This is a genomic window from Actinoplanes sp. CA-252034 (assembly GCF_050956125.1).
Lineage (GTDB): Bacteria > Actinomycetota > Actinomycetes > Mycobacteriales > Micromonosporaceae > Actinoplanes.
This window is the reverse complement of the sequence record NZ_CP191846.1, coordinates 4536730-4551273: the sequence shown is the minus strand read 5'-3', so window position 1 is coordinate 4551273 and position 14544 is coordinate 4536730. Positions and strand designations below refer to the sequence as shown.

The window sequence follows — 14544 nt, the reverse complement described above, 5'->3', positions numbered from 1 at the left end:
ACGTGCCGGGTGCGCACGCCGAGTCGCGGTGCCGAGCGGTCTTACCCCGCCACCGCGACCCGGCCGGCTTCGTGGTCGACGCCTGACGCCGGAATGTCGCGCAGCCAGACGGCGAACTTGTCCTCCGGTAGTGGCCGCGAGACGTGATATCCCTGCACGACATCGCATCCGGTGTCGGCGAGGTAGCCGTAGGTCGTCTCGTCCTCCACGCCTTCGGCGACGACGGACAGGCCGAGGGCGTGACCGAGCTGCACGATGGAGCGGACGAGGGCCTGATCACGCTGATCGTGCGCCGCGTGGCGTACGAAAGACTTGTCGATCTTGACTTCGTCGATGGGAAGGTCGCGTAGCCGGCCGAGAGAGGAGTAACCGGTGCCGAAGTCGTCGATGGAGATCTTGATCCCGAGGCGGCGCAGACGCTGAAGGGTCTCGAGACTGTCGTCGGAGTCCGCCATCAGAATGCCCTCGGTGATCTCGAGGGTGAGCGCCGTGGGCGGAACGTCGTTCTCGGCCAGCAGCCGCAGAACCATGTCCGGGAGCGTCTCGTCCACCAGGGTGTTGGGCGACAGGTTGACGGCGATGTGCATGTCGTGGCCGGCACGGCGCCATGCCGCACAGTTGCGCAGCGCCACACCCAGCACGTGCACGGTCAACGGCCGGATCAGGCCGGAATGCTCGGCGAGCGGCACGAACAGGTCCGGCGTGATGAACCCGTGTTCACGGTGATGCCATCGCGACAGCGCCTCGGCTCCGACGACCGCACCCGTGGCCGGGTCGATCTTCGGCTGGAACACCACCGTGGTCTCGTCGTTGTCGATGGCCTGGCGCAGTTCCCCCATCAGCGCGAGCCGGTGCGGGGTGTTCTGGTCGTCGCTGGTCCGGTAGACGCGCACTCCGCCGCGACTCTGCTTGGCCGCGTACATCGCGACGTCCGCGCGGCGCAGCAGGGTGCCGCTGTCCAGGCCGTGCTCAGGGGCCAACGCGATACCGACGGTGGCGCGCGGATACAGCGTGAGGTGGTCGACGTGTACGGGCCGTTCGAGGTCGCGGGCGAGATCCTGTCCGATCGCGGTCGCGTCGTCCGGTGAGGCGACCCGGATGATGACGGCGAACTCGTCGCCGCCGAGACGGGCGACGGTGCCGCGGCCGTCCAACCGGCTCCGCAGCCGTTCCCCCACGACGCGCAGCAGCACGTCGCCGACATCGTGACCGAGCCCGTCGTTGATCTCCTTGAAGCGGTCGAGGTCCATCATGAGCACGGCGGTGAGCGCGGTGGCGCCGCCCTGTGGTGCCAGTGCGGCGTCGAGCAGGCGGTAGAGGTGCCGCCGGTTCGGCAGGTCGGTGAGTGGGTCGTGCAGCGCGAGGTGCTCCTTCTCCACGGCCTCGTGGCGGAGCCGGTCCACCAGCCGGGCGTTGGCCAGAGCGACACTGGCGTGGTTGGCCATCGCGTGCAGCAGCCGCAGATGCTCCGCGGTGAAGGTGTCGATGTCGGGCAGGCTGTCGGTCACCAGGAGCACGCCGGTCACGCCGCCACCGACCGGGACGGGTACCGCCATGGCGTCCACCGGCCCGCCCGGCCGCGCCGGATCGGCGGGGATCAGGACCATCTGACCGGTGGCGGCCGGGCTCCACCACGAGTCCGGCTCGGCTTCGTACGTCAGGGTCTCGTCGATCCGTCCCGGGCCGGACAGCCGGACCCGCAGTCCCGCCTCCGTGGCGCTGCCCGGCAGGATCAGCTCGACCTCGCCGGCGCGCAACTCGTCGCGGACCTGCTCGAGGATCACGCCCATCAGCTGATCGGTCTCCAGCGAGTTGTCCAGGGCGCTGGTGAAGGCGTAGAGGTTCTCGACCTGCTCGTTGCCCTGGCTCTGCCGCACGTACCCGCGGTAGCCGACGTAGACGACCGCGTACAGGACGGCGAGGATCGCCGCCGCGAACGGGTTGCTCTGGATGACGATCGCGCTGATCAGGCCGATGCTGGTGGCGATCAGGACCAATCCGAGGTCACGCATGGCCGACGGCAGGCGCCGCCACTCCGACGGATCGTCGTACAGGCTGATCACCGCGGTGAGCATGATGATGGCGAGCAGGTCGGCGGCGACCATGGCCGCGTACGCGGCCAGCCATTCGCGCGGGCCGGCCATCCCGTCGGCCGCTCCGGCCAGCGCGCCGAACACGGCGACGCCCACCGTGGCCTGGAGGCTGATCTGCGCGATGTTGAACGCCAGCTTCCGCCCGCGCTGGCGCCGCAGGGCCGCAAGGCCGACGAGGGCGCCGACGGTACGGGCGACGACCACGAGCAGCGGATTCAGCACCGTCAGGCCGATCACCATCGGGATCTCGGTGACGCTCATGGCGTGACCGCCACGACGGACCCGCACGTGGATCGCGAAGCCCTCGGTGAGGCCGAACACCACCGCCAGGCCCACGAGGCAGGCCAGCGACCCGGACCCGGTCAGCAGTGGCCCGTCGTTGGCGGCCAGGAGCACCCCGCCGGCGGCCAGCGCCGCCGCGGCCAACACCATGGTCAGCGCCGCGACCTGCCGATCCGGCCGAGACCAACGTCGCGTCATGTCTCCTCGAATCCTGTGCGGTTCAGAGCCAGCCTCATCGGCCGTCGCCACCGCCGGTTGAGGATCCGGCGCCCGGACATCCGCAATCGGTCACCGGCGGCGCCCGAAGGGTCCGGCGGAAAAGGCTCAGGTCCTCCGCTCACCTGCCGACGACGAGGCCACCGAAAGCGGGACCGGCATCCCGTGGCGGCTATCGAAGGAGAACGCATGAGCACCGAAGCCCGACGACGCCTCGGCCCCGACAGAAGGTGGCCGACGGCCGTGCTGTCCGCGGCACTGGCCGTGTCCGCGGGCACGATCGCCGCGCCGGCACTCGCCGGGCCGGCACAGGCCGCGACGACCACGATCAAGACGTCGAAGAAGTCATGGCTGGTCGACCCGACGGTGACCACACTGCCGGAGGTCACCACCGTCATCGGGGCACCGGCCGTATGGGGGAAGAAGGACACCGCGGGCCGGCAGCTGACGGGGCAGGGGATCGGTGTGGCGCTGATCGACTCCGGCATCGCCCCGGTCAAGGGCCTCGCCCAACCCGGCAAGGTGATCAACGGGCCGGACCTCTCGTTCGAGTCACAGGCCCCTAACCTGCGCAACCAGGACACCTTCGGGCACGGCACCCACATGGCCGGCATCATCGCCGGGCGGGACCCGGAGGTCGCAGCGGGTCAGGAGGGCAAGTTCACCGGATACGTCGGCGTGGCCCCCGGCGCCCATCTGGTCAACCTCCGGGTGGCCGCCGCCGACGGTGCGGTCGACGTGTCCCAGGTCATCGCCGCGATCGACTGGGCCGTGGCCCACCGCAACGATCCCGGCGTCAACATCCGCGTGCTCAACCTGTCGTTCGGCACGGACTCCGTGCAGGACCCGCTGCTCGACCCGCTGTCGTACGCGGTGGAGGCCGCCTGGCGCGCCGGGATCGTCGTCGTCGTCTCGGTCGGCAACGACGGACCGACCGCCACCCGGGTCGGCAACCCCGCGATCAACCCGTACGTCATCGCGGTCGGCGGCTCGGACATCGCCGGGACCAGCAACACCCGCGACGACGACACCATCGGCACGTTCAGCACCCGGGGCAACCTGCTCCGCCACGCCGACCTGGTCGCACCCGGTCGTTCGATCTCCTCCCTGCGCGACCCCGGATCCTTCGTCGACGCCACCTACCCGGAGGGCCTGGTCGCCGACGGCACCGGCCGCTACTTCAAGGGCAGCGGCACCTCTCAGGCCGCCGCCGTGGTGTCCGGCGCAGCGGCGCTGCTGCTGCAGCAACGCCCGAACCTGACACCCGACCAGGTCAAGAAGCTGCTGACGAGCACCGCCGTGCCGATGAAGGGCATCGATGCCATCGCTCAGGGCGCCGGCCAACTGAACGTGCAGGCAGCGGTCGCGGCGTCGACCCCGGCCCTCGCTCTGCAGGTGTTTCCCCGGGCGCTGGGCCTCGGGACCCTCGAGGGCGCCCGCGGCTCCGCCCACGTCGCCGACCCGGATTCGGGCGTCGAACTGACCGGCGAGCGCGACATCATGAACCAGCCGTGGAAGCCCTTAACGTGGACGGCGGCAGCGGCGGCCGGCCGATCCTGGACGGGCGGATCCTGGAACGGCACCGTCTGGGCCGGATCGGCCTGGACCGGCACCTCCTGGACGAGCAAGACGTGGAACGGCACCGTCTGGGCGGCGCGCAGCTGGTCGGGCATCTCTTGGACCGCCCGCTCGTGGAGCGCCGCGGGGTGGACCGCGGACGGCTGGTCCGCCCGGTCCTGGTCGGCCCGGTCGTGGTCGGCACGCAGCTGGAGTGGCAGCTATTGGGCCTCACGGACGTGGTCCTGACCGACCACGCCGGAGCCGGCCTGTCGGGTGGGTCGGCACGGACGTGGTCCTGACCCACCACGCCGGGGCCGGTCTGCCGGGCGGGTCGGCGGTGTCGATGTCGAGCGGAATGCACGATCATCAGCCGACCTCCCGGCAGCCCCGTCAGTGGGTCAGGAGCAGTTCCTGCCCTTGTTGATGCAGGTGGCGATGCGCTGCATGGTCCGGGCCGAGTTGACGTTGATGAAGTCGTCGTGGTCGGAGAACGGATTGTGGTTCTCCTCCGGGAACGAGTCGAGGGCGTACTGGCCCCGGGTCTGCACGTCGCGCGGGATGTCGTACGAGATGGTGATCCGCAGTTGGGGGATCGCCGTGAAGCCTTGCGGGCAGGCACCGGTGGTCCTGTCGGCGAAGGCGACGTGCTTGCGGTGGTTGTCGCTGTCGATGTTGGCGCCGTCCCAGCAGCCGGGGAAGTCGTGCACGCGCTGGACGCGGCTGCCGGCGGGGCAGACGGTGTATTTGTCGGAGAGCCGGTCGGTGAAGCCGGAACAGGTCCAGCCGGCGCGGGCGTTGGCCGGGCCACGGCTGGTCGGTTTGGCGTCGCCGGTCAGGGCGCGCAGGAACTTCGGCATCGGCACGACCTTGCCGGTGGCGTTGCCGCGGTATTCGATGAGGACCTGCGCCGGGCGGACGATGCCGCCGGTGTTGCCGGGCAGCTCGAGGTTCGGGCCCTGCGGGTCGGGCAGCGCGGACGTGCTGGGCGCCGGTGTGGCCGGCGCCTGGTTGAGGGTGCAGGTGGCCAGCGCGGCGAGGCCCTGCGGGCGGGCGGTGTGCCGACCGATGGCGATGGCGATGCGGTCGAGCACGGCCACCCGCTTGGCGCGCAGCGGTCCGAGAACGGCGTTGCCGGCGTCTGCCCGGCTGCTGACCAGGCGCTCGTTGGCCTCGGAGATCTGCCGGTCGAGTTCGTCGAGGTTGCGGTCGACCTCGGCGACGGCCGCCTGGGGGACGCCGGGCAGCCTGTCGCGGACGGTCGGGCACTGGACCTGCGGGGTCGCGGCCGGGGTGGCGGTGCTGTGCGAGGCGCCGTGCATCGCGGCGTGCATGCCGTCGTAGCTGACGTCGCAGTCGACCAGGGAGACCAGGCCGGCGCGGCCGCCGATCAGTGAGCTGATCCGCATGGTCAGGCCGGCGCGGCGCTCGCGCAGCCCGTCGAGGATCTGCTTGTTGAGGCGGGTGTCGATCCGGCCACGGCTGGCGGTCATCCGCTGGTTCGCGTCGGCGGTCAGGCGGTCCAACTCGGTCAGCAGCCGGTCGACGGTGGCCCGTGCGCGTGCGGGGACCGCCGGCAGGCGGTCGCGGACCGAGGGGCAGACGACCATCGGCTGGGTACGGGCGAGCGCCTGCTTCACCTGGTCGCTGCCGCGGACGCTGCGGTCGATGCGCACCACCGGCCAGAAGTACGACGACTTGTCGCCGTTGCGGCAGGTGGTGCCGGAGGCGTCGAGGTCGGCGTTCGACGAGCTCGCGGTGATGGCCTTGTTGCCGACGAAGTCGTGGACGTGCTCGGCGCCGTTCTTGATCCCGGGCTGCGCGACCGGGTTGTCGGGGCTGAACTTGCCGTTGCCGTTGGTGCCGCAGTCGACGGTGAACCGGCCGGTGGAGGCGCCCGGGCCGGGCTTCGGCGCCCGCACGTTCGGCTGGACCTGCTGGATCGGCACGTACTGGTCGAGGCTGGTGGCGGCGTCGGCGGTGCCGTTGCCGCCGCTGGTGACGAACGTGACGGTGAGCGCCCCGGTCGCCGCCAGCACCGCCGCCGCCATGGCGATCCGGGCGGGCCGGTTGAGGTTGCGTTTCATCGGTCCTCCTCGAAGGTGTGTCGCCGTGGGGTACGGCCCCCGGGGAGCGGACGGGTCACTTTTCTACTGGTACGTCATTGTTTGGTAAGAAATAGCCGCACTACCAGTTGGTCAGCAGCAGATGGTTCACCGCGAGGGCCACCGTGACCTGCACCGCGAGCCAGAAACGCCGGTCCACCGCCGGGATCAGGGCCGTGCCCGACAGCAGCCACACGCTGAACGGCAGCCAGATGCGTTCCACCTCGGCCTTGCTGTATCCGGACAGGTCAGCGGCGACGATCGCGGCCAGGGCGGCCAGCGGCAGCAGCGCGGCGCCCGGCCGGCGTGCGGTCAGGACGGCGCGGCGCAGGACGACGGCGGCGACCGGTCCGGCGGCGGCGACCACGGCGGCCAGGTCGGCCCACACCCAATAGGCGTACGCCCGGTCGGTGGCGATGCCCTGGTAGTAGCGCTCGATCAGCAGGTGGTAGCCGGTGAACCAGTCGAACCCGTAGGCGGTGAACACACCCGCCACCGGCAGCGCCCCGGCCAGCGCCCATCCGAGCGCGCTCCACCGCCGCGACAGCGCCACCACGGTGAGGGCGAGCGGGGCCATCAGGACGAGCCCGTAGGACAGGTAGCAGCCGAACCCGAGCAGCGTCCCACCGGCGACGGCGGCCAGGGCCCGGCCGCGGACGGCGCCGTGGGCCAGCAGCGCGACTCCGGTGGCGGTGACGCCCATGAACAGGCCGTCACCGGACACACCGGCCCACACCGCGCCGGGGAACAGCACCGTGAACGGCAGCACCGCGCGGGCCGCGGAGTCGGTGCCGAGCAGCCGTACCGTGTGCGGCACCGCGATCGCGGCGAGCCCGGCGACCAGGATGCACAGCAGCCCGGCCCACGCGCCGCCGCCGAGGCCGATCCGGTCCAGCCAGACGAACACCAGCAGCGCTCCCGGCGGGTGCGCGGACACGTGGGTGGTCCAGGAGTCGGGCTGGAAGTCCAGGATGCGGGTGGTGAAGACGGCCAGGGTGGCCGGGATGTCGGTGATGCCGGGGACCTCGTGCAGGTATTCGTGTTCGCTGGTCAGCCGGCCGGCGACACCACGCTGCCAGCCGTCGATCAGGGCCAGCGACAGCGTCCAGGCGACGGCGGCCGGGTAGGACAGGCCGAGCAGCCGTCGCCAGGGCAGGCGGGCGGTGAGGTCCGGGCCGCGGCTGACGACCAGGACGGCCACCAGCAGGGCCAGGGGTGTGCCGGGGCCGAGGTGCGGGAGCCATTTGGCGAACAGGGGGGCCGCGGTGGCGTAGACCGGCCGATCCAGCAGGGTCAGCACGGCCCCGGTGATCGACGCCAGCGCGAACAGGCCGACCGCTGCCATGGCGGCGATCCGATCCGGGCGACTGCCCACCCCGCGGGGCCGGAGCCGCTGCCCACCCGCGCGGGGCCGGAGCGGCTGCTCATCCGCGCAGGGCCGCGTGCGCGAACTCGGCAACGCCCTCGGGGAGACCCACGGCGGCCCGAAACCCGAGCTCCTCGGCGGCCCGCCGCGGGGACGCGACCACGTGGCGCACGTCGCCGAGCCGGAACTCGCCGGTCACCACCGGGGCCGGACCGTCGGCGGCCCGGGCCAGCTCGGCGGCCAGCTGCCCGACGGTGGCGGGACGGCCGGAGGCGACGTTGTAAGCGCGCCAGCCGGTACGGGCTCCGGTCGCGTCCAGTGCGGCGAGGTTGGCCGCGGCCACGTCACGTACGTGCACGAAGTCACGGCGCTGACCGCCGTCCTCGAAGACCCGGGGCGGCCGCCCGGCTTCCAGCGCCGACCGGAACAGGGCGGCGACCCCGCTGTACGGGGTGTCGCGGGGCATGCCAGGCCCGTACACGTTGTGATATCTGAGGGCCGTCACGCTGCCGCCGGTCTGCCGCGCCCATGCCGCGGTGAGGTGTTCCTGGGCGACCTTGGTCGCCGCATAGACGCTGCGCGGGTCGAGCGGTGCGTCCTCGCCGATCAGCCCCGGCGCCAGGGCCGCTCCGCAGTCGGGGCAGGCGGGCTCGAACCGGCCGGCGGCCAGGTCGGCGACGTCACGCGGGGCCGGGCGTACCGCCTCGTGCACCGGGCAGGTGTAGACGCCTTCGCCGTAGACCACCATGGAGCTGGCCAGCACCAGCCGGTGAACGCCCGCGCCGGCCATCTCGGCGAGCAGCACCGCCGTCCCGAGGTCGTTGCAGCGGACGTATTCCGCCAGGTCACCGAGGTCGACGCCGAGTCCGACCATGGCCGCCTGGTGGATCACCGCGTCGACGCCGGACAGGGCGGCGGCGACGGCGGCCCGGTCGGTGACGTCGATGCGGTGCAGCGCCGCCCCGGGCACGCCGTCCGGCGGGGTGCGGTGGGCGCCGGGGTGGCCGGCGTCCACGATGGTCACGTCATGGCCGGCCGTCAGCAGGGCCGTCACGACATGGGTTCCGATGAAGCCGGCTCCGCCGGTCACGAGCACATGGGTCACGGCGCCGACCGTAGGGCCGGAGCACGCCGGTCGGCGCCGATCGCGGCCGACCGTCAGCGGTTCGTAAGGAATGGCTGGTCACGTCATCGTCTCGTAAGGATTCGTCATCGGCGGGTAAGGATTCGCGGGCCGGTTCGTGATTAGCGTCCGACGGCATGACCGATGTGGTTCTTCCCTGCCGCGACGAGGCCGCGGCCCTGCCGGACCTGCTCGCCAGGATGCCGGCCGGCTACCGGCCGATCGTGGTGGACAACGGCTCGACCGACGGCACGGCCGATGTGGCCCGGGCCTGCGGCGCCGAGGTGATCACCGTGACCGAGCCCGGTTACGGCGCGGCCGTGCACGCCGGTGTGGTGGCCGCCGACCCGGCCGACGGGATCGTGTGCGTGATGGACGCCGACGGCTCCTTCGATCCGGCGCAACTGCCGCGGGTGGCGGCACCGGTCCGGTCCGGCCGGGCTCATCTGGGTACGGGCCGGCGCCGCCCCGCCGCCCGCGGGGTGTGGCCGTTGCACGCGCGGGCCGCCAACGCCGTGCTGGCTCACCGGCTGCGCCGTACCAGTGGCCTGCCGGTGCACGACATCGGCGCGATGCGGGCGGCACGCCGCGAGGATCTGCTGGCGCTGGGGCTGCGTGACCGGCGCTTCGGCTATCCGCTGGAGCTGCTGATCGCGGCGGGCCGGGCCGGGTGGCGGGTGGTGGAGGTCGACGTCGACTACCACCCGCGGGCCGCCGGGACCAAATCCAAGGTGACCGGCACGGTGCTCGGCACGGTCCGCGCGGTCCGTGACATGAGTGCGGTGCTGGCCCGGTGAGCGTCTCGCAGATCGTGGTGCTGGCCAAGGCGCCGGTGCCCGGGCGGGTCAAGACCCGGCTGTGCCCGCCGTGCACCCCGCAGCAGGCGGCCGGGATCGCGGCGGCGGCGCTCGCCGACACCCTCGACACGGTCACGGCGACCGCCGCGGCGGTACGGACCCTGGTCGTCGACGGCGACCACCCCGCCCCGGAGGGTTGGGTGACCCTCCGCCAGCGTGGTGGCCCCCTGGACGAACGGCTGGTCAACGCGTTCGCCGACACGCGCTCGGCCGGCGCGGTGACGGTGTTGATCGGCATGGACACCCCGCAGGTCACGGCCGGGCACCTGGAGGCGGCGCTGGCGCTGCTGCACGAGCCGGACGGTCCGGGGGCGGTGCTGGGCCCGGCCGTCGACGGCGGGTGGTGGGCGCTGGGCCTGCGTGATGCCGGGGACGCGACGGTGCTGGGTGGCATCGTCACGTCCACCGCCGACACCGGGGCGAGCACCCTGGCCGCGTTGCGGGGCCGTGGGCTGCGTGTCGCGCTGCTGCCGGAGCTGCGCGACGTGGACACGGCGGACGACGTCCGTACGGTGGCCGCGCTGTGCCCACCGCAGAGCCGGTTCGCCGCCGCCGCGACCGGGCTGCCGCCCGACGTCGGCGACACCGGGCTGCCGCCCGACGTCGGCGACACCGGGCTGCCGTCCGACGTCGGCGACACCGGCGAAGCCGGCCGGGCGGCGACCCCGGCGCCCGCGGCTCTCGGCGACGCCGGCTCCGGCCGAGCCGTGGCGCGGGGGGACGCCGGCTCCGGCCGGGCCGTGGCGCCGGGGGTCGCCCGATGACGGCCACCGTTTTCGACGCGGCGTTCAGCCGGGCCGCGGCCGGGGTGCCCGCCGGGTTCACGGCCCGGCACCCGAGCGGCGCGGTGCAGCACTTCGACCCGGCGGTGTGGTGCCGCGACACGATCGCGGGCGACGACGGGCTGCTGGAGCGCTGCACCGGCCCCACCCTGGACGTGGGTTGCGGGCCGGGCCGGCTCACCGGCGCCCTGATCGCAACCGGTCGGCCGGCGCTCGGCATCGACGTCAGCGCCACCGCGGTGCGCCTGGCCCGGCGGCGCGGCGCGGTCGCACTGCAGCGTGACGTGTTCGAGCCGGTCCCCGGCAGCGGACGATGGCGGCATCTGCTGCTGGCCGACGGCAACATCGGCATCGGCGGCGACCCGCGGTCGTTGCTGGCCCGCTGCCGGCAGCTGCTCGCTCCGGACGGCCGGGTGCATGCGGAGGTGGCGCCGCCGGGCACTGCCGCCTGGTCCGGAACGGCCACCGTGCACGGCTCGGCCGGTGGATCGCTGCGGTGGGCGTGCGTGCCCTTCGACGACCTGCCCGGCGTGGCCGGGGCCGCGGCCATGCGGGCGATCGACACGTGGACGGAGGCCGGCCGATGGTTCGCCACCCTGCTCCCCCGGTGAGCCCGCTGCGCTCGCACCGGCTGACCAGCGTGCTGGGAATCGCGCTCGGCGTCAGCTTCGGCATCTGCTTCCTCACCGGCCTGTACAGCCACCTCCTGCAGCATCCGCCGGCCGGGTTCGCGTGGCCGTCGCGTCCGGCCGGGCTCTACCGGTTCACCCAGGGCCTGCACGTGATCACCGGCCTGGCGTCGGTGCCGCTGCTGGGCGCCAAGCTGTGGTCGGTGTATCCGCGGCTGTTCCAGTGGCCGCCGGTCCGGTCGATCGCCCACGCCGCTGAACGCGCCGGTGTCGCCGTGCTCGTCGCCGCGGCGCTGTTCCAGGTCGTCGGCGGTGTCCTCAACGTCTCCCGCTGGTATGCGCCGATGCCGTTCTTCTTCACCGCCGCCCACTACTGGGTGGGCTGGCTGACCGTCGGCGCGCTGCTCGTACACATCGGTGTGCAGTTGCCGACCGTCCGGGCCGCGCTGAGCCGTCCCGAACCGCAACCGGACGCGGCCGGCCTGACCCGGCGCGGGCTGCTCGGCGCCGTCGCCGCGGCGGCCGGGCTGATCACCGTGGTCACGGCCGGGCAGACGGTCCGGCCGCTGTCCGGCCTGGCGTTGCTCGCCCCGCGCCGGCCCGACGTCGGCCCCCAGGGCCTTCCGGTCAACAACACCGCAGACGACGCGGGGGTACGGTCCACCGCGCTCGACCCGGCGTTCCGGCTGAGCATCACCGGCCCGGATCGGCACGTCGACCTGGATCTGACCGCCCTGAACGCCCTCGACCAGTACACCGCCGACCTGCCGATCGCCTGTGTGGAGGGCTGGAGCGCCGTCGGCACGTGGTCCGGGGTGCGCCTGCGTGACCTGGTGGCACTGGTCGGCGCCGACCCCGAGCGGTCCACCGTCGTGGTCGAGTCCCTGGAGGCCCGCGGCCGCTACCGCACGTCGACGGTGGCCACCCCGCACGTACGCGACCCGCTAACCCTGATCGCGTTGCGGCTGGGTGGCGAGCCGCTGCATCCCGACCACGGGTATCCGGCCCGGCTGATCGCCCCGAACCGGCCCGGCGTGCTGCAGACCAAATGGGTGGGCGCGATCACCGTACGGGAGCGGTCATGAGGGTCCGGACGGCGCTGGTGGTCGCCGGCGTGGCACTGATCGGCTGGGCCGTGGTCGGGGCGGGCGCCGACCCCGACGTGGATCCGGCCGGTGTGCTGCTGTTCATGGCGGCCGTGCTGGCCGGTCACGACGTCCTGTGGATGGCGCTGGTCCTGGCCGTGGGCGCGGTGATCACCCGGTTGGTCCCGGTCCGGTGGCGGGCGGTGACGTGTGCCGCCGCGATCAGCGCCGCGGCGGTCACACTGGTGGCGTTCCCGCTGGTCCTGGGGTTCGGCCGGCCCGCCGGCAATCCGTCGGCGCTGCCTCTGCCGTACCCCCGCAATCTCGCTCTGGTCCTGGTGCTGGTCGTCGTGGCCGCCGTGGTGGGGGCGGCGGTCACATCCGGTCGTGGGTGGGGTCGCCGTCGCCGTAGTGGATGACCACGGAGTCCTCGGCGCGGGCTGGTGAGGCGCCGGCCGCGCGGCGGCGTAACGCGAGGAGAGCGTGGACGTGGGCGCGGGCGATGAGTCGGTCGGCGTTCTGCTCGTCGCGGGCGGACTGCTCGAGCAGAGCTTCGGCACGAACCGCATGCTGATCGGGAGTCATCGATCGATGCTCGCATGCCGCCGCGTTCTGCGCCGGGACCGACGCGACGCGGTCGTAAGGAATCCGAAAGACCCCGGCCGAGGGGTACGGGACCGCGTGCTCGGTAACGTGACGAGGATGGGACATCGGGTGCTGGTCGTCGACGACGATCCGACGGTCAGTGACGTGGTGCGGCGCTATCTGGAGGAGGCCGGCTGCGAGGTGCGGCTGGCCGCCGACGGCGCCGACGGGCTCGCCGCGGTCGCCGCCCAGCAGCCGGACCTGGTGGTCCTGGACGTGATGATGCCCGGCATCGACGGCCTCGAGGTGTGCCGCCGGTTGCGGCGTCACCTGCCGCACCTGCCGATCATCATGCTCACCGCCCTCGGTGAGGAGGCCGATCGGGTCCTGGGTCTGGAGGTCGGCGCCGACGACTACGTGACCAAGCCGTTCTCCCCGCGGGAGCTGGTGCTGCGGATCCGGTCGGTGCTGCGCCGCACCGCCGCCCACACCGCCGCGCCGGCCGCCACGGAGACGCTGATCGACGCGGAGCTGGTCGTCGACACGGCCCGCCGGATCGCCGAGGTCGGGGGCATGCCGCTGGCGCTGACCGTCCGCGAGTTCGAGCTCCTGGTGTTCTTCCTGCGCCATCCCGGGCGCGCCTGGTCGCGCACGGAGCTGCTGGAGAAGGTGTGGGGCTGGCAGTTCGGCGATCAGTCGACGGTCACCGTCCACGTGCGCCGGCTGCGGGAGAAGATCGAGAAGGATCCGGCCGCCCCCGCGCGCATCCGCACCGTCTGGGGTGTCGGCTACCGTTTCGACCCGCTCGACGGGAGCGCCACCGCGTGAAGGACACCATGCTCATCGGCCTCTACGCGCTGCTCGCCGGGGGTGTGGTCGGCCTGGCCGGCGCCGGCGCGCTGAGGCTGCTGCGGGGCCGGTCGATCCTGGTGCACGTGCTGGTGATGCTGGCCGTCACCGTGCTGGCCGTGGTCGCCGGGGTGGCCACGGTCGCGCAGGCGATGTTCCTGTCCCCGCACGACCTGTGGGTCGTGCTGGTCACGGTGTCGGCGTCGGCGCTGATCAGCCTGGGTGTCGGGGCGGTGTTCGGCAGCCGGCTGGCCGCGTCGGCGGTGTGGGCGCAGGCCGCCCGCGACCGTGAACGGCAGCTGGAGGCCGGTCGCCGTGAGCTGGTCGCCTGGGTGTCGCACGATCTGCGCACCCCACTGGCCGGGCTGCGGGCGATGGCCGAGGCCCTGGAGGACGGGATCATCCGCGACCCGGCGACCGTCGACGAGTACCACCGGCGGATCCGGGTCGAGACCGACCGGATGACCCGGCTCGTCGACGACCTGTTCGAGCTGTCGCGCATCAACGCCGGCGCGCTACGGCTGACGCCGACGACGGTGCCGCTGGGCGAGCTGGTGTCCGACGCGCTCGCCGGTGTCGCGCCGCTGGCCGCCCGCCGCCGCATCCACCTGGTCGCCGCCGACAGCGGCTGGCCGGTCGTGCGCGGCGGTGAGCGCGAGCTCGCCCGCATCGTCAGCAACCTGCTGATCAACTCGGTGCGGTATACGCCGGAGGACGGCACCGTGCAGATCGCCGCCGGCCAGGATCAGGGTCACGTGTGGCTGACCGTCTCCGACACGTGCGGCGGCATCCCGGAGAACGACCTGTCCCGCGTCTTCGACGTCGCCTTCCGCGGCGAACGCGCCCGCACCCCGGCGGCCGCCACCCCGGGCGGCGGCGGGGGCCTGGGTCTGGCGATCGTGCGCGGCCTGGTCGAGGCACACGGCGGCCGGGTCGGGGTCCGCAACGTCGGCCACGGGTGCCGGTTCGAGGTCCAGCTCCCCGCCACCTGACCGCGGATGGCACAGAGGGCTGC

General features: G+C 73.1%; 12 protein-coding genes and 1 pseudogene. 8 read left to right on the top strand and 5 right to left on the bottom strand.

The window, feature by feature from the left end; all coding sequences use genetic code 11:
- Nucleotides 1-41: 41 nt before the first annotated feature.
- Nucleotides 42-2573, bottom strand: coding sequence for a putative bifunctional diguanylate cyclase/phosphodiesterase (locus ACQPZW_RS20610; RefSeq protein ID WP_433796536.1), 2532 nt, complete (start codon nucleotides 2571-2573; stop codon nucleotides 42-44).
- A gap of 207 nt (nucleotides 2574-2780) precedes the next feature.
- Between ACQPZW_RS20610 and ACQPZW_RS20605 the strand changes: the two genes are divergently transcribed.
- Complete coding sequence (locus tag ACQPZW_RS20605) at nucleotides 2781-4397, top strand: S8 family serine peptidase (protein ID WP_433796535.1); 1617 nt, start codon at nucleotides 2781-2783, stop codon at nucleotides 4395-4397.
- A gap of 152 nt (nucleotides 4398-4549) precedes the next feature.
- Here ACQPZW_RS20605 and ACQPZW_RS20600 read toward each other — a convergent pair whose 3' ends face one another.
- From ACQPZW_RS20600 to ACQPZW_RS20590, 3 genes are all read right to left on the bottom strand, one after another.
- A complete protein-coding gene (locus ACQPZW_RS20600; protein ID WP_433796534.1) occupies nucleotides 4550-6235 on the bottom strand; it encodes a DUF1996 domain-containing protein in 1686 nt (561 codons plus the stop codon).
- Nucleotides 6236-6335: 100 nt separating this feature from the next.
- Nucleotides 6336-7598 carry a hypothetical protein gene (locus tag ACQPZW_RS20595; protein ID WP_433796533.1) on the bottom strand — a complete coding sequence of 421 codons (1263 nt, stop codon included), beginning with the start codon at nucleotides 7596-7598 and terminating at the stop codon, nucleotides 6336-6338.
- Nucleotides 7599-7677: 79 nt separating this feature from the next.
- Nucleotides 7678-8724 carry an NAD-dependent epimerase/dehydratase family protein gene (locus ACQPZW_RS20590; protein ID WP_433796532.1) on the bottom strand — a complete coding sequence of 349 codons (1047 nt, stop codon included), beginning with the start codon at nucleotides 8722-8724 and terminating at the stop codon, nucleotides 7678-7680.
- Between the two features lie 155 nt (nucleotides 8725-8879).
- Between ACQPZW_RS20590 and ACQPZW_RS20585 the strand changes: the two genes are divergently transcribed.
- The 5 genes and pseudogenes from ACQPZW_RS20585 (at nucleotide 8880) to ACQPZW_RS20565 (ending at nucleotide 12514) form a co-directional block, all read left to right on the top strand.
- Entirely contained in the window at nucleotides 8880-9539 is a 660-nt protein-coding gene (locus ACQPZW_RS20585) for a glycosyltransferase family 2 protein (RefSeq protein WP_433796531.1), read from the top strand.
- A pseudogene (locus tag ACQPZW_RS20580) lies at nucleotides 9536-10183 on the top strand (TIGR04282 family arsenosugar biosynthesis glycosyltransferase); the annotation flags it as partial. The gene ACQPZW_RS20585 and the pseudogene ACQPZW_RS20580, both read left to right, overlap by 4 nt.
- A gap of 176 nt (nucleotides 10184-10359) precedes the next feature.
- On the top strand, nucleotides 10360-10992 hold the full coding sequence (locus tag ACQPZW_RS20575) for a methyltransferase domain-containing protein (protein ID WP_433796530.1): 633 nt from the start codon (nucleotides 10360-10362) through the stop codon (nucleotides 10990-10992).
- Nucleotides 10965-12095 carry a molybdopterin-dependent oxidoreductase gene (locus ACQPZW_RS20570; protein WP_433796529.1) on the top strand — a complete coding sequence of 377 codons (1131 nt, stop codon included), beginning with the start codon at nucleotides 10965-10967 and terminating at the stop codon, nucleotides 12093-12095. The genes ACQPZW_RS20575 and ACQPZW_RS20570 overlap by 28 nt, the downstream gene beginning before the upstream one ends.
- Nucleotides 12092-12514 carry a hypothetical protein gene (locus tag ACQPZW_RS20565; protein WP_433796528.1) on the top strand — a complete coding sequence of 141 codons (423 nt, stop codon included), beginning with the start codon at nucleotides 12092-12094 and terminating at the stop codon, nucleotides 12512-12514. The genes ACQPZW_RS20570 and ACQPZW_RS20565 overlap by 4 nt, the downstream gene beginning before the upstream one ends.
- Here ACQPZW_RS20565 and ACQPZW_RS20560 read toward each other — a convergent pair.
- Nucleotides 12471-12680, bottom strand: coding sequence for a hypothetical protein (locus ACQPZW_RS20560; RefSeq protein ID WP_433796527.1), 210 nt, complete (start codon nucleotides 12678-12680; stop codon nucleotides 12471-12473). The genes ACQPZW_RS20565 and ACQPZW_RS20560 overlap by 44 nt on opposite strands.
- 117 nt (nucleotides 12681-12797) lie before the next feature.
- Here ACQPZW_RS20560 and ACQPZW_RS20555 point away from each other — a divergent pair, with 117 nt between their 5' ends.
- Nucleotides 12798-13508, top strand: coding sequence for a response regulator transcription factor (locus ACQPZW_RS20555; RefSeq protein WP_433796526.1), 711 nt, complete (start codon nucleotides 12798-12800; stop codon nucleotides 13506-13508).
- Nucleotides 13505-14521 carry a sensor histidine kinase gene (locus tag ACQPZW_RS20550; RefSeq protein ID WP_433796525.1) on the top strand — a complete coding sequence of 339 codons (1017 nt, stop codon included), beginning with the start codon at nucleotides 13505-13507 and terminating at the stop codon, nucleotides 14519-14521. The genes ACQPZW_RS20555 and ACQPZW_RS20550 overlap by 4 nt, the downstream gene beginning before the upstream one ends.
- Nucleotides 14522-14544 lie beyond the last annotated feature (23 nt).